Annotated in this window: 14 protein-coding genes, 1 other RNA gene and 2 pseudogenes; 4 read left to right on the top strand and 13 right to left on the bottom strand. The window is 41.9% G+C overall.

Going from position 1 to position 23,434, the window contains the following annotated elements; translation table 11 throughout:
* Nucleotides 1-91: 91 nt before the first annotated feature.
* Entirely contained in the window at nt 92-283 is a 192-nt protein-coding gene (locus ACQ86H_RS22730) for a hypothetical protein (RefSeq protein ID WP_138820400.1), read from the bottom strand.
* Between the two features lie 500 nt (nt 284-783).
* On the opposite strand from ACQ86H_RS22730, the gene ACQ86H_RS22735 reads away from it, so the two are divergent.
* Nucleotides 784-975, top strand: coding sequence for a hypothetical protein (locus ACQ86H_RS22735; protein WP_431292588.1), 192 nt, complete (start codon nt 784-786; stop codon nt 973-975).
* 249 nt (nt 976-1,224) lie between these two features.
* Here ACQ86H_RS22735 and ssrA read toward each other — a convergent pair.
* Nucleotides 1,225-1,590: a transfer-messenger RNA gene (gene ssrA, locus ACQ86H_RS22740) on the bottom strand.
* A gap of 386 nt (nt 1,591-1,976) precedes the next feature.
* Between ssrA and ACQ86H_RS22745 the strand changes: the two genes are divergently transcribed.
* From ACQ86H_RS22745 to ACQ86H_RS22755, 3 genes are all read left to right on the top strand, one after another.
* On the top strand, nt 1,977-2,567 hold the full coding sequence (locus ACQ86H_RS22745) for a GIN domain-containing protein (RefSeq protein ID WP_431292589.1): 591 nt from the start codon (nt 1,977-1,979) through the stop codon (nt 2,565-2,567).
* A gap of 321 nt (nt 2,568-2,888) precedes the next feature.
* Nucleotides 2,889-4,004, top strand: a complete 1,116-nt coding sequence (locus ACQ86H_RS22750; protein WP_431292590.1) for an alpha/beta hydrolase-fold protein — start codon at nt 2,889-2,891, stop codon at nt 4,002-4,004.
* Between the two features lie 413 nt (nt 4,005-4,417).
* Nucleotides 4,418-5,587 carry an alpha/beta hydrolase gene (locus ACQ86H_RS22755; protein ID WP_431292591.1) on the top strand — a complete coding sequence of 390 codons (1,170 nt, stop codon included), beginning with the start codon at nt 4,418-4,420 and terminating at the stop codon, nt 5,585-5,587.
* A gap of 247 nt (nt 5,588-5,834) precedes the next feature.
* Here ACQ86H_RS22755 and ACQ86H_RS22760 read toward each other — a convergent pair whose 3' ends face one another.
* From ACQ86H_RS22760 to ACQ86H_RS22810, 11 genes and pseudogenes are all read right to left on the bottom strand, one after another.
* Nucleotides 5,835-6,905 (bottom strand): hypothetical protein, encoded by a 1,071-nt coding sequence (locus tag ACQ86H_RS22760; protein WP_431295454.1) that lies wholly within the window; start codon nt 6,903-6,905, stop codon nt 5,835-5,837.
* Between the two features lie 393 nt (nt 6,906-7,298).
* A pseudogene (locus ACQ86H_RS22765) lies at nt 7,299-8,818 on the bottom strand (glycosyl hydrolase 115 family protein); the annotation flags it as partial.
* Between the two features lie 64 nt (nt 8,819-8,882).
* A complete protein-coding gene (locus ACQ86H_RS22770; RefSeq protein ID WP_431292592.1) occupies nt 8,883-11,696 on the bottom strand; it encodes a glycosyl hydrolase 115 family protein in 2,814 nt (937 codons plus the stop codon).
* Nucleotides 11,697-12,007: 311 nt separating this feature from the next.
* Nucleotides 12,008-14,002, bottom strand: coding sequence for a RagB/SusD family nutrient uptake outer membrane protein (locus ACQ86H_RS22775; RefSeq protein ID WP_431292593.1), 1,995 nt, complete (start codon nt 14,000-14,002; stop codon nt 12,008-12,010).
* Between the two features lie 9 nt (nt 14,003-14,011).
* Complete coding sequence (locus ACQ86H_RS22780; RefSeq protein WP_431292594.1) at nt 14,012-17,116, bottom strand: SusC/RagA family TonB-linked outer membrane protein; 3,105 nt, start codon at nt 17,114-17,116, stop codon at nt 14,012-14,014.
* A gap of 666 nt (nt 17,117-17,782) precedes the next feature.
* Nucleotides 17,783-18,814 carry a sialate O-acetylesterase gene (locus ACQ86H_RS22785; protein ID WP_431292595.1) on the bottom strand — a complete coding sequence of 344 codons (1,032 nt, stop codon included), beginning with the start codon at nt 18,812-18,814 and terminating at the stop codon, nt 17,783-17,785.
* Nucleotides 18,777-19,022, bottom strand: a complete 246-nt coding sequence (locus ACQ86H_RS22790; protein WP_431292596.1) for a hypothetical protein — start codon at nt 19,020-19,022, stop codon at nt 18,777-18,779. Before ACQ86H_RS22790 ends, ACQ86H_RS22785 begins: the two co-directional genes overlap by 38 nt.
* Before the next feature lie 2 nt (nt 19,023-19,024).
* Complete coding sequence (locus tag ACQ86H_RS22795; RefSeq protein WP_431292597.1) at nt 19,025-19,753, bottom strand: sialate O-acetylesterase; 729 nt, start codon at nt 19,751-19,753, stop codon at nt 19,025-19,027.
* Between the two features lie 193 nt (nt 19,754-19,946).
* Nucleotides 19,947-20,834 (bottom strand): response regulator transcription factor, encoded by an 888-nt coding sequence (locus ACQ86H_RS22800; RefSeq protein ID WP_431292598.1) that lies wholly within the window; start codon nt 20,832-20,834, stop codon nt 19,947-19,949.
* 54 nt (nt 20,835-20,888) lie between these two features.
* Nucleotides 20,889-21,047 (bottom strand): annotated as a pseudogene (locus ACQ86H_RS22805) (sensor histidine kinase); the annotation flags it as partial.
* Nucleotides 21,047-23,425, bottom strand: coding sequence for a ligand-binding sensor domain-containing protein (locus ACQ86H_RS22810; protein WP_431292599.1), 2,379 nt, complete (start codon nt 23,423-23,425; stop codon nt 21,047-21,049). The pseudogene ACQ86H_RS22805 and the gene ACQ86H_RS22810, both read right to left, overlap by 1 nt.
* Between the last annotated feature and the right edge of the window lie 9 nt (nt 23,426-23,434).

Below are 23,434 nucleotides of genomic sequence, written 5' to 3' on the forward strand. Positions count from 1 at the left end.
GTTGGCATGAGGTTTTTCAGCCTCATGCATAATAGCCCCTTTTTATAGTGCAAAATTGAAATTTGTTTCCCTTGTATTTAAGTGGGCTATTTTAGGTAAAGTGATGTTTAGCCAATTCTAAAGCTCTGTCGCAATTATTTTCCCAAAAGTATAACCCATGACCAAGCCAATCGTAATTTTCTTTACTAAATGAAATCGTATCTGGATCGTTTACTAATGGATTTGCTTTACTTTCATCACAGCCATGAAAGCCAATAATCATATTATGCCTTTGATCGTACATTAATGATAATGCTTAAGCTGGTTCTTCCTCTAATTCAGAATAGGCACTCATCAGCTTGCCTTTTTTTGTCAAAATACCAGCGTCGTTCAAAGATAAATAGCTTCTGTCTTTGACATATTTTCTACTTCAGCGAGTTTTTTCTCTGCAAGCTCAATTAGTAACAATATGTCTTTTTCGCTCATTTTATAAATTGTGTATTTCGGTGAAAGTGACCCCTCTGTTTCGGGCCAAACTGGCCACCAAATTGATTACCGGATGATGCACATCTAAGTTCCTTTCCCTCCGAACAAATATACACTTCGGATCCAAATCCATTTTCCTCAGGACTTTTCGGTTTAATCCATCTTACTGCCGGATTTATCCTCAATTCAGACCTTTCTAGCGATCAAAATCCATTCGCAGGTACTGGAACGCGTAAAAAAACGCCATACCCCCTTCAAAACAGCGAAGTGACCGTAGTCATCCCGAATAGTAGATATGCTCCCAGGAGCCTTTATTTTATGCAGAAATTGAAAAATTATTCCCGAAAGCCAGTTGCGAAAAAGCTGATCGAAAGATCAGAACGGCCAGTTTGCCCCGAAACAGGTGGTCACTTTAAAGCGAAATGGGGTGACAGTTTAAATGCGGAACGGCTGGCCATTTTTGCCGAAATGCCCAATCAGAGCACGAACAGGCTATTTAGTTTATTGTGATTTGAAATAAAAAAGAGATTTTCTTTTCGAAAGATTCCTTTATAGTTTTGTGAAGTTAAATAATCTAATACTTCCAGAATTGTAAGGAATCTTTGCATTTTCATCGCATTCTAATTTAAAAACCAATAATTTCCATTTATGCACTATAAATCTATAAAACATATTATGCAAAAGAATTGTATGGGATTTTGTATGGGAAAGAAAAAAGCTGCGGAAAATCGTGGAAATTTCGCAGCTTTTAATGAAAATTTGTGGAGCCGAAGGGAGTCGAACCCTTGTCCAGTTGTGAGATAAATTATACCTTCTACATGCTTATTTTTCAATTGATTTTCGGGAAATAAACGGGCTGAAAACCGACCTTATTTAAATCCTTAGATACTTGATCTCACTTTAAGTCGCATCTCCTTAAAGCCAGCTTTGTTGTTTCGATGCCCCGGATTCTAACCCAACAATGCAGCAGTTAGAGGGACAAAAGCTAATTAGTTCTAAACTAAGCAGCTAAGGCGTAAGTATTTTCGCCAACTAAAATGTGATCGTTCACTTTAAGTGCTCTCCGAACAACGCACTGCATGCTAACATAACTTTCGCCACCCCGTCAAATCCAAGAACGGCCCCAGAGAAAGTTTTCCTGGTAAAAAAATACCAGACCACAAATATACAAAAAACTGCGGTAAATAACAATTCATATCATCTGCCCATAGAAAGACCTGCTCCGGATCAATATAGATTTGATTGTTGCCCAAACCGCAAGAGCATCAGCACACAGAAAAGGATAAGACTGATTTCTCCAAGTAAAAAAGATATCTAATCAGCAATCCGGGAAAGAAAACCTGGAAAATACACAGCGACAAGCTTCTTTTTGTCTTTAAATTCCGGGCGTTGGTCGATTAGCTTCCCAGGCTGGTATAATGCTGTAATTTGTGCTGAAACGTTTCCGGTGGCTGCACGTCTTAATATCAAAACAACAATAAAAACATTTATAAAAATAAAACTCAAAGTATATGAAAACTTTATTCAAAACATTATTCGCCTCATCTTTAGCATTGGTATTATCTACTTCAGCAGTATTATCAGCTAACGCAACTGAAACCATCAAACCTGTTCACGCTTCAAAAGTATTGAGCTTCAAACGCATCAAAGTAAAAGGAAATGTAGAGCTGACCATTATACAGGGAAAACGTACCGGCATCAGCTATGCAGATGAGAATACCGGCGAAGTTAAGGTTACGCAGAGCGGAGATGGTTTAGAAATTAGCGCTTTGGATAACAGCACCGCGAAACTTACTATTTATGTAAATGAGATCTACCGCATCCATGCAATGGATAATGCCAAAGTAAAAACACAGGGTAAAATTAATACGCAATACCTGCAGGTTTTTCTAAGCGGAAATGCATCACTAGACTTAAACTCACAAACCGAAGGATTGTATACAGTGATTGAAGATCACGCTGATTTAACCTTAAGCGGTTCAACCGGCGACCATACGCTGGTAATGGGCAAAGGACAAAAGCTGATGATGGACAAATTTATTGCAGCTAATACAAAAACCAGCTTAAACACTGAAAATGCATTAGCCTCTCTTAGCAAATAAAAAAAGAATTATATTTCGGTTCAGGCGGTCTGTTTACAGGCCGCCTTTTTTGTTCGCCACGAAAGCTAAATATTTGATCAAACGTATCTGCAAGGTTACAAACTGAACTACATACTGAAAATCACATAACTCATTAATTTTCAACACTAAACAATTCAATAATTAAAATAAAGAACCGGTTAATGGATGCTGTTAAACATTTCTGCTAGAAAACTAAACAAGTTAAGCATGCCTCAATGCATACATCTATTATCTTTATGAATCTGTTTAATTCTTCATCTCGGAGTTAAGGAGCCAAAACAACTTAATTAACCAAATATTATGAAATTCAAATTTATTATAATTGCTTTAGGAGCAAGCCTTAGCTTTGGAATATGCCAGGCTCAAAACAATCCGGAGGCAATTAAAGAAGACTTTAAACCTGCTGTAACGAACCAGCCCGGCCAGCAATTCCCGCAGGTCAATTCACAAGGCTACGCCAGGTTCCGAATCAAAGCACCTCAATCAGACAGTATCAGGGTAAGCCTTGGCCTTGGAGGACAGGGAGGAACGAAGCTCACCAAAACTGCTGACGGATTTTTTACGGGTACCACTGCCGGGGCCATGGACGAAGGTTTTCACTATTATCATCTGACCATTGATGGCGGAGTATTTAATGACCCCGGTGCTATGAACTATTTTGGCTCTTCGCGTTGGGAAAGTGGAATTGAAATTCCTGCAAAGGATGAAGATTTCTACGCAGATAAAAATGTAGCCCATGGAAATGTGCAGCAAATCCTTTTTCCTTCAAAAAGCACAAATTCATCGCGCAGGGCATACGTTTACACACCGCCAGGCTACGGCAAAGATAAACGACGTTTTCCGGTGCTGTATTTACAGCATGGATGGGGCGAAGACGAAACCGCCTGGAGTAACCAGGGCCGGGCGAACCTGATTATGGACAACCTGATTGCAGAAGGGAAAAGTAAGCCATTTATCATCGTGATGACCTACGGAATGACCAATGAAACCAAATGGGGACGCATGAAAGACTTTAAGATTGATGGTTTTCAAACCGTATTAACCGAGGAACTCATTCCGTATATAGACACCAACTTTTCAACCATAACCACAGCAAACGGTCGTGCCATGGCAGGACTATCGATGGGTGGGATGGAGACGCATACCATTACACTTAACAAACCGGAACTTTTTGGCTATTATGCGCTGCTTAGTGGCGGAACATACAACCCTGCTGAGCTGAAAGACAAAGCAAAACCGCGATTAATTTTTATTAGCTGTGGAAGCAAGGAACGTCCTGAAAGCGTAAAAAATGCTGTTTCGGCATTAAAAGAAGCAGGCCATAATGCAGTTTCCTATGTTTCGGAAAATACCGGCCACGAATTTCAAACCTGGCGCCGGAGCCTGTGTGAACTTGCTCCGCTATTATTTAAATAGATTAAGCTGACAGCTTGCCCCGATTTTCGGGGGAAGCAATCTTTATAGTAATTACTTGCATGATAGATTGCTTCGTCGTTCCTCCTTATAATGACGACCTTTTTTGGAATGGTCTGTCAATGGTAGAGGTTAGTATTTTTCAAATACATCGGATGGTTGATGATAGATATACAAGGAGCGTCATTTCGACCGCAGTGGAGAAATCTTTTAACATAGTTTAAAGATTTATTGCAATTCCAGTTCAAAGATTTCTCCATTTCGCTGCACTTCAGTCGAAATGACGGCGATTTTTTAATCTGCCAATGGTGGCGTACTCGATTGCTTTATTAATAGGTTGAAATGGCCTTAGACTATGCTCAGACTGACATACGAAATGAATTTTATTTAATTTAAGCAGACGCTAATTATCAAACATGAAAGCTAAAAATGTTATTTTCCTCTTTGCCGGCTGTTTATTTAGCCAGGTTTGTTTAGCCCAGACTGAAATGAAGTCTGATTTAAAAGTATTCAGACCAGCTGAAAGCAATCAGCCCGGCAAATTATTCCCCCAGGTAAACGATGAAGGCAAAGTTAGGGTAAGCCTATATGCACCTCAGGCGGCTAAAGTCCAGCTGGATCTGGCTGGGAAAAAATACGAGATGATAAAAAACGGGGAAGGCCTCTGGACAGGCGAATCCGAACCACAGGACGAAGGTTTTCATTATTACCAGCTCAACGTGGATGGTGCCTCAATTCCGGATCCAAACAGCCGTTATTTCTACGGTGCAGGGAGGCTGGGCAGTGGCATCGAAGTTCCGGCTTATGATGAAGCATTTTATGCGTTGCAAAAGGTGCCCCATGGCCTGGTTAGTGAAAATATTTACTATTCTAATTTAACTCAAACCTGGAGAAGATGTTTCATCTATACACCGGCAAGTTATTACGAGGACAAAAATTCCCGTTTCCCCGTGCTTTATCTTCAACACGGAAGCTTCGAAGATGAAACGGGCTGGGTTAATCAGGGAAAAGCGAATTTAATCCTGGATAATTTAATTGCGCAAAATAAGGCAAAGCCGATGATCATTGTTACAGACAATGGTTACGCACTTAAACCAGAAGCAACTGAGACACCGGGAAAAGGACAGGGGATTTCGATTTTTGAAGATGTACTGATTGAAGAAGTGATTCCAATGATCGATAAACGCTTCCGCACCCTGGCCGACCGCGAACACCGGGCTATTGCGGGGCTTTCAATGGGTGCAAATCAAACGATGCGCATCGTGATGAAAAACCTGGATAAGTTCGCTTATTATGGCGGTTTCAGCGGCACCTCAAATTATCCCAGTTCAGATGTAATCGATCCGGATGTATTTATGGAAGGAAAGTTTAAGAGTGGAACTGAGGTGAACAAGAGACTCAAGTTATTATGGCTGGGACTAGGCACCAAAGAACCTGCCCCTTTCCCCAAATCTGTAGGGGCTTTCAGGGCGATGTTGGAACAGCAGGGAATCAGGTACACTTATTACGAATCTCCAAAAACAGCCCATGAATGGCTTACCTGGAGACGCAGTCTGCAAAATTTTGCGCCCTTGTTATTTAGATAGGTTATGCTGGTCTTTTTGAAAGCCAGAAAATTATGTTTTTGCAGGGCTGTGCGACAATTCCTTTCAAACACAGGTAAATCCAGCCAGATAAGCCGTACTGATGATCTCCCATTGCCAGGTTATGAATACAATGACAAATACGGAAGATCAGTGTACGATGTTTTTTTGCACTACTTATTAAGTAAATTAATGCTTGACTATCCTCCTATGGATATATTGATATCAGGTTTATTGAGGGTTATATTCCTTAATCTAGTTCTTTTCCCGGGATATGCTGCATAACAGGTGCTCCAAAATAACTTGGAAACCTGTTGTCAGGATTAACAACAATCTGCTCTAATACAATTTCCGGGTCCACCATGTAAATACGAAGATTTTGGAGGCCTGCCCGCTCCACATTAAGTTCGAAATCCAACCACCTTAAATTATCAAAAATTTCATTTCTTCGCGGGCCATTGGAAATTAATTTGATACCAGGATTTGCAGGCTGAATGGCTTTCAGCGTTTTCGATCTGGATAAATTCTCAGGCGTATATTCACTAAAAGTATCTGCAAAACCTTTTCTTGCATCAAGAACAATAGCCTGCTGATCATTTAGTCCAGCTGCGATGCGCAGGCCCCTGGCAGGATTGATATCCTGTGTAGGCAGTATGCCCAGACATATCCTGACTTTGCCGGTATTGTTGATGAACACTTTGTATTCCAGGTATGGTGCTTCAGACGCTTTCACGCTTGGAGCAGTAACCGGATAGATACCCATATTTCCCTCAGCACGCCCAAGGTCTGGTAAAAGGACCCACCTAGCCTTACTGCCCGGAACGTTGCGATTGAACAGAGGGGCAGGTATTGAAAACTCTGAGCCACTAAAGTTTCCGAAATAAGGTTCTGTTATAACAGGCAACCTGGCATTGATCGCTTCAACACCGACGGTAACCGAATCCCGACCAGACTTAATGGTTATTTTCCCTTTGGCTGTTCCGATGCTCATGCTATTCCAGTCAAGTTCAACTTGAATTCTTCTTTCGGTCGCTACAGAGCCTTCAGTCTCGCTGAGTTTAATCCAGCCCATGTCAGGGGTTGCTGTAAAGCTGAAAAACCCTGTTCCTTTATTGAAAATATCAATATAATAGGATGGCTTAAGCAGGCGATCGAAAACAGGCAAGACTGCCCTTTCATTCCCAGGCCATGCGTTTTCACAACCTTCAATTGCAATCCCCATGGAAGCCTTACTGAGCGGTTTCACCATGACCAGCTCAGGATACTTATTTTCCTTTGGCATCGACCACATCGAATAACCTATATGTTTATCTGACATCATCTTATCCCATTTACCTTTTGAAATGCGCTTATTATAATTTTCACTCAGAAGACTGTCGAGGGCAAAAAGTTCGCGAACCCGGAGTGCATAATCATTGGCCGTTACTCTTCCCTGTTTTGCATATAAATTATTTTTAGCAGCAGCCAGGTAAATCTCTGCCACCCCTGCCGATGCTTTAGTGGGATAGCGCACAAGCTGATCATAGGCATCCTGATATTGGGGAGAAATTTTCAAAGCCAATTCTTCTGCTTTTCTTGTTAAAGCCCTCCATTTCTTCACCTCCAAATCTGCCTCATGATAATTTACGACACTAAATATTCTTGTAGACTGAACTTCGGGCTTACGGTATAAATTATATTTAGAATAGTCTGATACAATACCTCCAATCTCTGCAGCATAGCTGGGGCCAAAATTCTGAGCAGCCCAGCTGGTTGTATAATCCATCACTTTATCCGCTGGCAGCGCCTCTGGATTCCATGCATAGCGCATAATAAAATCGATTGGCAATTCTTTTGGTTTTAAGTCCCCTACATTTACCACCCAGAGCTTGTCGATTCCGGTTTGGTAGGCCAAATTAAACTGTTCTCTTAATTTGGGAATTGTTGTGGTATTTACCCACCGGTCGTTCCAGGGTCCCCCATTCATATCAATATGATAATACAGCCCAAGTCCGCCACTCCGTTTTTTTCCTGCTCCGGTCCGGTTCTACGGATATACCCCCAGTTATTGTCACATAAAAGCAGAATCACATCTTCAGGAACATTTAAACCTGCATCATAATAGCGCTGCACCTCAGTAAAAACAGCCCATAATTGAGGTACTTCCGCAGGGTTCTTACCATACACCTGTCCAATTATATTCCGCTGGGCAGATACCACATGTCTTAGCGTTTTGATATTAGCCTGGTCATCACCACTACCCATGGCGACATCACCATCGCCTCTCATTCCAATGGTGATGATCTCTTCCTTGGTTTTGATGCGCTCAACGCCTTCTTTAAAAAACTGCTCAATACCTGCTTTATTGGTTTCAAAATCCCATTCTCCGTTGCCATATTTGTTTTTGTTTTTGACCCATTCCTGATGTGGGCGGGCCATAGGTTCATGATGAGATGTTCCAATAACAATTCCCATCTTATCGGCAAGAATAAAATTATCAGGATCATCGGAATGAAAGGCAGCACTCCACATCGCCGGCCAGAGATAGTTTGCTTTCAGGCGAAGCAGGAGTTCAAACATATTTTCATACATCTTGCTATTAAATCCCCCAAATTTAGCGCTCGTCCACCCACCCATTGAAGGCCATTCATCGTTTATAAAAATCCCTCTATACTTGACTTTTGGTGATTGCTGAACATATCGTCCTGCTTTCAGAAAAAGTGCAGAACTCTTTTTTACCGGTACGTCTGCCCACCAATACCATGGAGAAACTCCGATCTTCTCAGAAATATCGTAAATTCCGTACAGTGTACCTCTTTTATCGCTGCCTGCAATGATGAGATCACCATCAATGGTCTGAATGACAAAAGACTCCCACTTTCCTTTTACGGCTGATACATTAAGCTTCTTTTCCGCAATTAGTTTATCTATGATTCTACTTTTTCCAATCGTGCCAATAAGGATGCTTTTTATTACTGGATTTACCTGTGAATAAACAGCAGCCTTTAGGCCTGTTACCCGTTCAATATCTGCAGAGAGATCATTTGCCCCCCTAATTACGCCTTCCCAGTCCTGAGGATCCACATATATTCTGGCCGTTACTTTGTTGGCTGCGATTTTAAAAGATTTTTTTGCTGCAACCGTAGTAATATATTGAGGCAGACCCGCCAAAGGGGGCGCCGTGAGCTGCCGGGCCAGTGTATGCTGGAGTAAAAATAAAGTAAAAGTGAATAAGCTCAGGAACTTAAGTTTCATATTTCTCAATTCATTAAAAGGTTGATGCCAATGTTTAACTGATGTAATTGCATGGTTATAATTGCTATTGAATAAGCTTATTTTCTTGCGGGCCCAAATAACTAGCCGGAAGTTTCCCGTTATATATTATTATTTTTTCCAGCACTACTGCCGGATCAACCATCCATATTTTTAAGGTATGCCTGCCTGGAACTTTAAAGAAATGTGAAGAAGTAAGCGTTCTTGCATTATCCCTGACCGCGTTTGCCCAACTTGCATCAGACCCTGAAGCACTAGGCCTGGCTATAATGGTCAGGATTTGAGGGGCCGCACCATCTACCGAAATCCCCACCCTTAATCCTTCCGGGGAGAAATTTACAGTAGGCCCCACCACAAGATCAATTTTAACCTCCCCGCTTTCAGAAAAGAAAACAGGATATGCTAATGTTGGGTTACCAGGCTTACCCAACGAAGCTGAAGTGACAGGAAAAATCGACATCCCTGCATCTCCTCTTCCATAACCGGGTATAGCTTCCCAGCTTACACCATTTCTGCTTACCTTTTTACTTGCCTGAAAAGCCTCAAATGCAATTGGTGCACCTAAACTTGCAAAGCTTCCTTTTGCTTCAGCCAATTGCTTAGGTGTTGCCTTGCTGGCTTCAACTTTAATCACCACCACCGTCGAGTCGTCTGATACTTGGATTTTACCCTGATGCTTTCCACCGCTTAGTTTCGCCCAGTCAATATCCACCAGTACCCTGTAGTCATTTGTTCCGGGAACACTTTCCTTTTTCAAACGAATCCAGTTATCGGATTCCAGTTCGAAATTGACTGGAGCGGATCCTTTTGCAAAAACTTCAAAGTAGGACTGAAATTTATTTAAAGATTCGAATCGCGGAAGCGTAGGCGCCGGAGCATTTGATGGCCAGCTAGCGGATGAACCATCAACAGCTACCCCGAAGCCTGATTTTGAAGGCACCTCGATTTCTTCTGTTTTGGGCATGATATTTTTCTTTGGATCGTTCCAGCTCGTATAACCAATCCTGACCTGATCCATCATGTGATTCCACTTACCCCCTGCCATTTTAAGATTATATTCATCACTAAGCTGCTGATCCTGTTTAAAAAGATCGAGAGCAAGGTTACGCTGAAGGTTTGTGGCAGCCCTTCCCTGCTTAAAATACAGCCTGTTTTTTCCAACAGCAATATATAAATCCGTCACCGTTTTCATCGCCTGTATCGGATAACGAACCAATTGATAGAACGCATCTTTATATTGTTGTGGCAATTTATTATTCACCTGCTCTGCCCTTTCGCTTAATGCGCTCCATTCCCTGGCAACGCGCTGCGCTTCACTAAAGTTTACCAGACTAAAAGTTTCTGGCCCCAGCAGCTCAGGTTTGCGCCTGGTTGTATATTTAGAGTACAAGCGCACCAAACCTGCAATTTCTTTCGCCTGGTCAGATCCAAATTCACGTGTTGCCCAGTGCAGCAGAAAACCTGGCAGCTTTTCCCGGCTCATCGCTTTGGGGTTCCATGCCATCCGTAAAAAGAACTCTATCGGAATCTCCATTGGTTTCAGATCACCCACATTGACTACCCAAATACGGTCGGCGCCATAATTGTAGGCTAAATTCATCTGCTCCCAAACTTTTGGCAGGGAGGTGGTATTAAGCCATTTATAATTTCTGGGCGCACCAACATAATCAAAATGATAATATATTCCGGATCCCCCGGTCCGACTACGCTCCCGGGCCGTGGGCAAATGCCTTAAGTTGCCCCAGTTATCATCAGCCCACAACAGGGTAATGTCATCCGGAACTTTCATTCCGAAATCGTAATAATCTTTTACTTCTTTGTATAAAGCCCAGAGCTGTGGTATCTTTTCTACGGACTTTTCCATATTTTCAGAAAGAATTTTGCGCTGCTCGGTTATGATATTTTCCAGCAGTTTAACATTGGATGCCATATCACCTCCTTCAACCATTGGTTCATCTCCATCTCCCCGCATCCCCATGGTGACCAGGCTTTCATAGTTTTTATTTCTTTTAATCCCCTCTTGCCAGAAAGCATTTAAGCCCTGAGGGTTTGTGGCATAATTCCAGGCGCCAACCCCGTGCTTTTTCCATTCCTGTTGCGCTCGGATCATTGGTTCATGATGAGAAGTGCCCATTACAATGCCATATTCATCAGCGAGACGTGGATTTTCGGAATCATCTTCATTAAATGCATTACCCCACATGGCTGGCCAAAGGTAATTGCCCCTCAGGCGGAGCAGCAACTCAAACATACGGGTGTACATCTTACTGTTCATCCCGCCAAACTTTTCTTTTGCCCATCCGGTCATTGCCGGGGCTTCATCATTAATAAATATTCCGCGGTATTTCACTGCCGGTTCACCTGAGCTGTAACTTCCGGAAACAGCATAAGCGCTTTTCCGGGTTTTTGGCGGCACATCAGCCCACCAGTACCATGGAGATACGCCTAACTGTTCAGACAATTCATAGATACCATATATGGTTCCGCGTTTATCGCTCCCTGCAATAACCAGGGCCTGATCAACGCCAGGAAACGGTTTTTTAACTGTTGATATGATAAAACTCTCCCACTTGCCGGAAATGGTGGATTTACTCAGCTTTCCTGTGTTGATGAGCTGATCGATAAGTTTGTTTTTACCCAGGGTTCCGATGAGAATAACATCTTTCTCCGAAGGCTCAACGCTTTTCAATTCAGGCTTTATACCCGACACACTGAAAAAGTCATGACCTAAATCGCCAATTGCCCTTATAACGCCTTTATAATCATTCGTATCATAAAAAATATTCGCCGCTCTTCCTTTTTCTATCAGTGCAACATCTTCTTTATTACTTCTGGTATCACGAATAAATTGTTTTTCCAACCCCAAACTTGTCTGCGCTTTAGTATAATCAACCCAAAAAGTGAAAAGGATAAGGAGCGATAAGAAAATCTGGCTTTTTTTAAAGAATTAACTTGCATTAGGGAATAAATTAAGTTTTGATTTATAGCTATTTGCTTGGGAAAGGGTATTATAGATATGGAAGCAGTGTCGGTTATTGTTTTTTTATTTCTGGATAGCGAAAGCCCGTAAGGCTGAATGCCTGAATGAAAAGATCAGTTAAGTACAGGAATCAAATTATAATGATTTCATTCACCCGAAAATCTTTTGGCTGCGAGAAAAGCCAGGCGTTTTTATAAAAAAGAATGAGCGGCATCAATTGACGCCGCCCACCCAACTAAACCAAAGTATTTTTTAATAACCAGGATTCTGGTAAGCCTTTTTTCATCTGCACTCATCTGCATTCCATCTATTTGTGCCTGAGGTATAGGACGTAGATATAACGCTGGTGTGATGGTACGCGTTACCGTTGTTGGCGTGTGATCGCCATAGTTGATTCCGGCAATGGTATAGGTAGAAGAAAGCTCAGCCCATTTTTGGGTACGGATCAGGTCATACCTACGGTAGCCTTCAGCATAATATTCTCTTGAGCGTTCTGCCAAAATATAATTAATATCTATTGTAGCCGGAGTAGCCGCAACCATTGCCGCACTATTATCTGCAACTTTAGCCACATTTCCATTGTTATCAAAGCGCCATTTACCAGCTCTTGCTCGAATCACATTGATGAGTTCGCGGGCGCTTTTACCGGCTTTTATTGTTGCTCCTTTTACCGCTGCTTCTGCTGCAACGAAGTAAAGCTCAGAAAATTTAGCTACCGGAAAAGGACGTGTACTACCCGCATTCGGTTGTCCCAGTCCTGTGCCATTATCGGTACGATAAGGACCCAGTTTCCAAAGACCCGGATAAACGATCCTGCTGATTCCTCCCGGTGAGATTACATAGTCAGCTCTTCCAGGAAGAGTGCCAGCTCCAACATTACTTATTCCAGCTCCGGTAGGATAAACAACTGCCGGATTATCAGAATCCAGGAAGGTTAACGCTGCATCTCCTGGCACAATGGACAGGTTATTGGCATTCACCAATGATGCTGGCGCACTTGAAGGTGGGTTATATCCCTTAGGCCAGTTGCCTCTGTAAACCGTAGTGAAAGTACCATCATACCTCGAATCCAGGGTTTTATCAGCGAAGGTGTTTTTCAACACTTCAATGGTTGGTGCCATACGGTTCCACGGACGACCTAAATGCTGCTCGGCTTCACGTTGAACAGAGCTGATGCCTCCGCTACGAATATTCGTATAGTTCCAGGTCATCATCCAGCCAGCGAAATTATCAGGTGCACCGCCGCTTCCAAATGTTAAGCTCGAGCCATTGTATTTCTCGCTTGTCTGCGTATGATCAGCATATAAAAGCATTTCCTTATTACGGTCATTTACTGCCCAGTTCACATCATAATAGGTATCCATCAACCCAAATGTGCTAGGGTTTTCAATTGCAGCAGTTGCAATATCGTAAGCCTGCTGAAAATACCAGTTCGCATCGTGTCCATCCGGGTCAGTCCTTGCAGACGCCGGATAAGTTGGAATATTATTAGGGTTTTGTAACCACCAGGCGTATGTTAAATAGGCTTTTGATAAAAATAGCTGTGCAGCTACCTTGGTTACGCCGCCGGTAACTCTTCCTGCTGCAGGAAGGTCTGCTACCGCTTTAATAAGATCTGGAAATACGCCTTTCGTATAAACCACAGGCACCGTATTTCTTACTGAAGTTCTAACCGGATTGGTATTAAATTTTAATTCCCCGGCGCCCAGGTCGAGCGGAACCCCACCGAAAGTTTGCACCAAAAGAAAATAATCAAAAGCACGGAAGAACCTGGCCTCGGCCACAAGGGCATTTGATATACCTGCACCACTGGCATTTTCGATAATACCACTGGCATTGTTAATATTTGGGAATGCCTCACTCCACAATACACTGCTCGGATAACTGGTTGATAAAATAGATCCTACTCCTGAGCAGTCCATATCTTTAAAGTTTCCATCTGCATCCTTACCCCAGGTGGCCTCATCGGTACCGGTGATCAAAGAATTATAGAAATATGACTGACCATACATGTTTCGCAAGTGTGCATACATAGAAGTTAGTCCACCGTTTACGCCAGCTACTGTTTTAAAATAATCAGGCGTAAAGATGCTGCGCGGTTCTTCTTCCAGAATTTTGGAACAGCCTGAAAAGATGACCATCAGTAACCAAATCGCTACGACGGCTTTTAATTGTATATTTTTCATAATAGTATTCTAAAATGTTAAATTTAGACCTGCAACATAATTTCGCGTTGAAGGTGTGTTAGTTCCAATAGTTAAGATTCGTCTCTGGTAAGAGTTCACCGCCTGGTTTTCATCTCCATACGAATTGGTTTCCGGATCCATACCAGACTCTCTGTGGTAAGGAGAGAACATGACAAACGGATTTTGCACCGTTAGATACATACGCAGCCTTACGTTGGAATTTTTAATCAAATCCCTGTTAAAGTCATAACCCAGAGAAATGGTTCTTATTTTCAGGAATGAAGCATCAAAAAAGCCCAGTGTACTTCCGTACTTAGGATTATCACCGCTGGCAATACCACCTGGCTTAGGATATTTTGCATCCGTATTTTCAGGCGTCCAGTAATCTACCTTAACATTGTTTCTACGGCCTGTTAACAAATTAAGGTAACCCGCCGAACTATATAATGTGCTCACTAATGTCCCGCCGCTTTTGAAAACACCAACAACATTTAAATCAAATCCCTTGTAAGCAACCCTGCTATTGAATCCACCTGTAAATTTAGGATCAATATCAATAATTTGTCTGTCTGCAGCTCCGATAGGCCTTGTCGGAACGCCATTTGCATCGTAGTCTCCGGTATATTTAACTTTGATCATACCCACATTGCCACCAGGTTCCAGCACATTTAAATATGGGTCTCCCGCCTGCCATAGCCCAATTTTCTCGTAGTCATATATCGCATTGATATTATGTCCCACAAACCATGCATTTCCTTCATCACGGTCCTGCCCTGAAGCCAATGCCGTAAGTTTATTTCGGTTTGCAGAAATATTGAAACCTAAATCCCATGTCCAGCCACCCTGATTTTCGAGGATTACGCCATTAACACTCAATTCCCATCCTTTATTTTGGGTTTGACCGATATTTGCAGTATAACTACCTACTCCGGCTGTTGAAGGTAATGCAACATTAAGTAAGATGTCTTTAGTTTTGGTATCATAGTATTCAAAAGTACCTGAGATGCGGTTTTTCAAAATTGAAAAATCTAAACCATAATTCCAGGTCTCCGAGTATTCCCAACCCAATCCCGGGCTTGGAAGCTGGGATACATAATAACCGGTTGCGTATGTGCTGTTACCGAAATTATATGGACGGGAATTGAGCAGACCCAGTGTTTGATACGGGGCAACCGCCTGATTGGAAGTCTGACCATAACCTACACGGATTTTTAATTTATCGACAGCGGTAATGCCTTTCATGAAAGATTCATTCATCAGGTTCCATCCCACAGAAACGGCTGGGTAAGTATGCCATTTGTGTCCAGGCGCCAAACGCGAGGATCCATCTGAGCGGATTGTTGCGCTTAACAGAAACCTGTTGTCGTAGGCATACATAATCCTTCCCATGTAGGAAACCAGCCCGGTTAGGGTATAGAGCGGATTTTGAGGAGTACCACTGCCAATTGCTATCTCACCATTTGCCTGTCCAAGATTATAAAACTGGAAGGCATCAGAAGGGATATCTTTGGCAGTCATGTTGGAAGAATTGAATTTATTTTGTTCTGCCGAATATAAAGCAACGGCATTAAAACTATGTTTTCCAAAACTGCGGTCATAGGTAATTAAATTCTCAAGCGTCCAGTGATAGGTTTGGGAATTACCTACTCCTGCTGTTGAAACTGTTGTGGCTGTGGTATTGCCTATCCCAACACCGGTGAAGTTACCGTTATTGCTTTGGATAAAATCCAGACCAAGGTTCGCACGGTATTTCAAGCCTTCAACTCCGGGAATTTTAACCTCACCATAAAATGAATTATAAGTGGCAAAGCCACGGGTTTCATTTAGCCATTGGTCATGTAAATCTTTTACAATACCATTGGTGTAAACAAAAGATTCATCCTGTGGCATTCTGATGGTCCGTTTTAAACTTCCATCTGCATTATAAGGATTTGAAATAGGGCTATTACTTAGCACAGCCCCCACTCCAACCTGGTTGCCCTCACTTAAATTGTAATTGTTATTGGTGGTAAATCCAACGCGGAAAAGCTTTCCGATTTGCTGATCGAGCGATGCTTTCATCGAATACCTGGTATACTGCTGGGTAGGAATTAAACTCTGGTTTTTATAATAACCACCACCAAAACTATAGTTACTGGTTGCTGAACCTCCGGTTACACCCAAATCATGACTGGTCATAATAGCACTTTTGTTATAAAACAAATCCTGCCAATCGGTATTCACATCATTAGACTCATCAGCACCAAGGGTGGTGAATTTTCCTGATGCGTTTCTCAGTGCAACGAATTCCGGTCCGTTCATCATCGGATATTTAGCAAACAAGGTTTGCAAACCTGTATAGGTATTGTAGGAGATTTTAGCAGGCGCTCCAACCTGGCCCCTGTTGGTCGTTAATAAAATTACGCCGTTGGCGCCCCTCGAGCCATAGATAGCAGTTGCTGAGGCGTCCTTTAAAATATCGACGCTTTTAATATCGTTAGGGTTGATATCACCAATAGAGCCGGGAAATGGAATTCCATCCAATACCACAAGTGGTTCATTACTTGCCGAAAGCGAACGCTGACCGCGGATGAGGATTTGCATGGTTGCACCAGGTTTGGTTGAGGTCTGGGAAATATCAACACCCGCTAACCTGCCCTGTAGGGCCTGGGCGATGTTAGGAGCCGGTACTTCACGAATTTTCTCTCCCGCAATTGATGCCACAGAACCCGTTACAGCCTCTTTGCGTTGGGTACCGTAACCCACAACCACCACCTGTTCAAGTTCTGCGGCGCTTGGCTGAAGGGTGACATTTATCGTGCTCTGACCTTTCACCGGGATTTCTTTGTTGGTATAACCAACGTAAGAGAATATTAAAACCGGGTTTGCGCCCGTTGTGGTAATAGAAAAACTTCCATTATCCTGGGATGACGTACTGGTATTGGTTCCCTTTAAAAGGACACCCACACCGGGCATTGCAATACCTTTTTCGTCAACAACTTTACCTTTTACCACAGTTTGTGCCTGTGCAATAAACGCTGAAAATATCAACGCTGTTAGCAGCATAACCTTGGGTAGGCACCTGAAAAATTTCAAGCGCGATGTTACATAAGTTTGTAAAATTTCACTTCTCATATAAAATAGTTTATAAATGGTTAAAAATGAACAGGGAAAAAACTTACAGTATTAATTAGAAAATCAGCCACCGAATATTTAAATCACAAGCAAAAAAACTGACTGTAAATTCTAAGTCCAATTCATTATTGTTGTGATAAAGGTATTTACATTGATAAACGGCTCCTGATTTAATTGTGCATATTACTAGTATAAATGTTCAAACCAGAATGTTTAGGTTGATCTTCAGGGACAGGAAAATCAGCCTAAAAAACAAGGCAATTAAGTGACCAACCGTGCGGTAAAAAATAACAATCAGTGAGACTAAAAATTTAAAATCAAACTAAGAAACGGCTTCTAAACACCAATTAACAGCCATTCGAATGAAAAAACCGATATTAAAAGAACAGTTATACTTCTCCAAATTTTTGCAAATAAGACCTGTGAAATTGACTTATTAAGAGGTAATAAATATGTAAAAAGAGCCAGAATTTCAATTTATGCAATCGGTTGAATTTTTTTATTTTATTTAACACAAGCTGTCCATATTGTAGATCCAGTTAAACAAAAAAATAGGGAGAAGTCTCCAATTTCACTGTTCTTTTATGGCTAAAAAGAGCAGTAATTTACAATCAAAGGCAAGCTTGTCCAAGGTTTCGATGCATAAGTTTTCAGGTACACATTTGATTATCTCGAATGATCAACTTCTGCTTCAAAAGGGGAAGCCGGTAAATTTGCCTTGTTGTATAAATTAGCCCGATCGGGATTATCTGCCCATGCATAACGGACAAAGGCCGGTTTTACAACCAAAGGACTTGAGAGCACAACAGCATCTCCCACTATCCTGGCCTGGCCCCAATAGAAAACCTTATCCTCACCTGCAAGTGCGAAACCGGTCAGTTTATCTGATCCTTTAATCATCAACCCAGGTTCTACATGGTCAAAGTTTATAGTCAGTTCAGATCCTTTTGGATGATTTGATTTATAAATAGGTCCCGAATAAATAATCTCCTGGTCATGGTAAGCTAAATGTGAGGCCCATAGTGCCAAACGTTCACCGACGTCTTTTTTATCCAGCGGATGAATATCATTCCATTCGCCAGCATCAATGGCCACAGCCATTCCTGTGTTTGGTACTGAAAGCGCCTGCAGCTGGCTTTGCCTGAACTCTGCCCAGCTACTTTCTTCGGGCAGATAGCTGGCTTCCATAAAATTAGGCAACTGTGCATAGATAAACGGTAAATCTCCCTGCTTCCATTTATTGCGCCAGTCTTTTATAAGCGCCGGCAACAATTGTCCGTATGCTTTCGGATCTCCGGTATTCGATTCACCCTGGTACCAGAGAAAACCTTTTATTGCAAACCGTACCGCGGGCGAAACCATGGTATTGAATAATCCGGTTGGTTCATTCTGCGCAACTAATGGCATTTCGGCCCCGGCACGGAAACCCTGGTTTTGCCTTGGCTGAGCATAACCTACTTCGAAACTCCATTCCCCACGTAAGTCTATCTTTTTTTCCGGAGTGAGCAAGGAATAGTTTTTATCTGGAACAAAGCCGCCTTTACCACTGCTGCTCACAACTTTAACGATCAGGATGTTTTTTCCGCTTTTCAACAGCCCGGCAGGAATAACATACCTGCGTGGAGGATATTGATAGGTAGTGTTGCCAATAAATTTACCATTAAGGAACACGGAATCTGCATCGATGATGCGGCCCAAGGTAAAGCTTAGCCTGCTGTCCGCTCATTTCTGCGGGGATTTGTAATTCTTTTCTGAAATAAAAAATCCCGTTGAAGTTCCGGAGACCCTGATCAGCCCAGTAGCCCGGCATCCAAAATTTTCGCCAGCCGCTGGCATTAAAATCCGGGTCGATCCATTTTACCGGACCTGAAAGTCCTTCATCAACTACAGGAACTGTTGTAGGCATTGCTAAGTTCTTCTCTTTAAGCCTTTTTGATAATTGGCCATAAATGCCGAATCTCTGAAATTGTTTATTTTTTTCGTCTGCACGGGATTCGTCAAAAATGCATCGCGACTCATCCAGGCCTCAATCGGGGTACCTCCAACGCTTGAATTGATGATGCCTATTGGAATGTTATATTTTTGAAAGAGTGTTTTTGCGAAAAAATAACTTGTTCCTCCGAAACTTAATATCCCTGCACCAGTAGCCGGAACCCATTTGCCGGGAGGAAGATCGATCGATTCTCCAGACAGATTTGATTTGGTTGGAACAAAAAAGTTTCTGATCAAAGGAAAATGATCCTTTTCAATCACCTGCGGATAAGCTTCTTTTAACCGCTCCATTGGCAGGGCCATATTGGATTGCCCTGAACAAAACCATACATCTCCCAGCATAATATCATCAAGCGTAATCGTATTCTCACCCTTAACAATCATCTTAAAAGGGCCGCCGGCTTTCATCTTGTTCATTTTTACTGACCATGAGCCTTGTTCATCAGTGGTTGCCTTATACGTTTTTCCGTTAAAACTGATCGTTATTTTTTCTTTTGCCGTCGCCCAGCCCCATATCGTTAGGGGAGTTTCGCGTTGAAGCACCATGTGGCTGGATACCAACTGTGGTAAGGTAACCTTGCCAGAAACCGAAAAACTGAAAACCAGTAGCCAGGTGAAGCAGCATAAAATTAATTTTGTTCTCATATTCTTATCAATTATCAAAACTATCCAACAGCGCTGAACTTTACCTTATCGTTTGAATATAATGCTGCGATTAATGTTCAATTAGCCACCAATAGATATGTAGCAAATTAAAAAGACTGAAACGATACCCCATAAAATGCGGTAAGGTATAAGAAATCTTTAGTTTCCCTATAATGTGTTCCGGGATTTACCTTCAAGCAGAATTGTCCGGCTTACGGTGCAGATTTAAATATTCTGAAGGTTGCATTCCGAATTTTAACTTAAATGATTTGGCAAAATAGTTTGGTGTCGCAAAACCTACCAGATAGGCAATCTGAGAAATATTTAAATCACTTTTAACCAATAAGGCAGCTGCTTTATCGAGTTTTACCGAGCGTATATATTCAACAGGCGAAAGCCCTGTTAATTCCAGCACTTTGTGATAAAGCGAGCCCCGGCTCATCCCTACATTTTTACTTAAATCCTCAACAGATAATTGTGAATTATTGATATTGTCTTCAATATACTTCAGAATATTCTTGAGTAACTTATCACCGTGGGATTCAACTAAAATTTCTGCTGCCTCCATCTTGATCTGTTTGGTATAAGTATTTTTAAGGGTCCGGTTGAGAACTAAAAGGTTTTTGATTTTAACATTGAGGATATCAATATTAAATGGCTTGGTGAGGTAGTCATTAGCCCCGATTTCGAGCCCCGTTAATTGTTCCTGTTCGCCGGTGAGCGCGGTTAGTAAAATAACCGGAATATGTTTTGTCCTTTTATCTTCTTTTATTTTTTTGCACAATTCAATACCCGTCATATTTGGCATACTAATATCGCTTACGATGATTTCCGGGTGGTTTGCCAATGTTTTTTGCCAACCCTCCTTACCGTCAGCTGCTTCCACAATACGATAATTGGACTTCAAATTATCCCGAAGATATTCTCTGAGGTCCTGGTTATCTTCTACCAGAAGGATGGTATGGATTTCCGCATCTGTTTCGCTCAGTGCTTTCTCTAAAGCCTCCTCCTGAGCTTCAAATGGTATTTCCGGACTGGAAAAATCCAGATTAAGCTTTTCAATATGGTCCAGTAGCGGCAAAGGCAGGGCGATCGTGAAACGTGTACCTTTCCCAACCTCGCTTTGTAAATCAATAGTACCTCCCTGGATTTTGACAAATTCTTTAATGATGGAGAGTCCAATCCCACTTCCCTGGTTGAGAATAGAAACTTCGGTGTCTGCCTGAAAAAATCTTTCAAATACTTTTTGCTGTTCTTCCTCGCTAATGCCAATCCCGGTATCGCTAACGCTTATTAAAACAGCTTCTTTCTGCTTAGTGTGCTGATTTTTTTCAAATCAACGGTAATAGTACCGCCTGACGGGGTAAATTTGAAGGCATTAGAAAGCAGGTTAAATAAAACGCGTTCCAGTTTGTCGTGGTCAAATTCAGTCGGATAGCTATCAAACTGGGTTTGAAAAGAAAGACATATGGATTTACGTTCGCTTAAATCATTGAAAGATTCTATTACATCAGCTATAAAGGAAACCAGTTCACCTTTCGCATTATTGATCTTGAGCTCATTTTCTTCAATTTTACGAAAATCAAGGATTTGGTTTACCAGGTTAAGTAAGCGGCGGGCATTTCGCTTCACTATTTTAAGAGAAGCATTTTTACCATCTCCTTCCTCTTGTGAAAGTAGCTTCTCAACCGGCCCCAGGATTAGTGAAAGCGGCGTACGAAACTCATGGCTAAGGTTGGTCAGAAATTTAATCTTTAATGAATCCAGTTCATGCAGCCGCTCTGCCTCTTTTCTATCCTGCAAAATTTGCTGCTCAATTTTTGTTTTCTCCTGAACCAGCGCAAACTTTCTCTCCAGGTTTTTGATTCCCCGGTGACGAATGTAAAGCAAAGTACCGGCAATAGCGAGCAGGTAAAAAGCATAAGCATATATTGTTCTCCACCACGGTGGATGAACAATTATTTTTATCGAAGACTCTGCCGTGTTTCCGATACCGTCATTGTTGCTCGCCCGCACATGGAAAACATATTCCCCGGGATCGAGATTGGTATAGGAAACGGTTTTGGCCGTACCTGCATCAATCCATTCTTTATTAAAACCTTCGAGTTTATAACTATAACGGTTTTGTTCGGGCGCAGTGTAGTTTACACTCACAAAACTCAGGGAAAAATTTTGCTTATAGTCCAGATCAATTCTTTTTGCAACAGAAATATGGTCGGTTATAGGTCCGTCTTCACTCGCCTCAATTAAATTATTGGAAATCTTTAGCTCGGTAAAAAGCACTGAAGGAACATTTTTATTTTTTCTGAATCCGGCAGGATTGAAATAATTCATCCCTTCTGCTCCACCAAAGAATATTTCACCGTCTTTACACTTCAGGGCTGCTCCCCTGATAAAGTTATTGTTCTGAACCCCATTGTATATGCCATAGTTGCTGAATTTTTGAGTTTTAGGATCAAAACGGCTAATCCCTTTATTGGTACTTAACCAAAGATTATGGTTGTCATCTTCCACGATGGCGTCGACAACAGCATTAGCCAGGCCATTCCGTTCACTAAAATTTATAAATTTACCTGACTTTTGGTCCAGCAAATTTAAGCCCCCACCTGCCGTTCCGATCCAGATCCGCCCCTTGGAATCCTCAAGAAAAGCCTGCGTAACATCACCCTGGAGGCCGGAATTAAGTTCGTTATAATGTTTGATAATGGTCTTATTGGCACTAATCATGGCCACTCCTGAGCCATGAGAACCAACCCATATATTTGCGAACCGGTCTTCTTTAATAAAACGGATGTAATTATTAAGCGGCAGTTTGCGGTCTATGGGTGACTGAACTTTGCTTGTATACCTAAAAACTACCTTGTGATTTGAATCCATCACATTGATCCCGCCTCCATTGGTACCCACCCATATCAAGCCGTTTTTATCCTGGGTTGTGCAAAAAATCTCATCTGAATTAAGGCCGGAATCGTTGTTTGTTTTTCTAAAAGATGTCGCTTTTGTCAAAGTTGAATCCATTACAATCAGGCCATAGCCAAAGGTACCCACATAAAGTTTATTAGCTGAACTGACAAATAGCGACATCAGGGGTACAGGTGATTGTAAACCAAGTTTTTTCAGGTCTACTTTATGAAAAAGGGCAGTATTTCTGTTGAAGATACTCAATCCGCCCCCTTCAGTAGCTACATATATATTGGTGTTGTCTTTATGTGCAAATGCAGTAACCACAGGTGCATTTAAACCATATACATCGAAAACATTACTTCGGATCAGATTGAAAAGGTTGAGGTTACTATCAAACTTATTAATGCCCTCACGGTATAACCCCAGCCAATATATTCCCTGTCTGTCTATATACACATATTTTACACTGGTTCCCCGCAGGCTGTAAGGGTTTCGGGGATTTGGCCGGTATACCATTACTTTTTTGGTACGGAGATCAAAAACATTAAGACCATCTTCAGTGCCGAGCCATAATTGACCATTTTTTGATAAGGCGATGCTTTGAACAATATTGTTGCTGAGTGAGTTGAGATCACCCGGAATATGCTTATAATTCTCAAAACCCATACCATCCGGTTTGAGCATACTCAGGCCAGAAGTGGTGCCGATCCAGATATTTCCGTTATCATCTTCAGCTAAAGACTTCACCATAGTTCCTGCCAGGTGCACGGGTTTATC

The sequence above is a fragment of the Pedobacter sp. P26 genome (assembly GCF_050632135.1).
GTDB lineage: Bacteria > Bacteroidota > Bacteroidia > Sphingobacteriales > Sphingobacteriaceae > Pedobacter.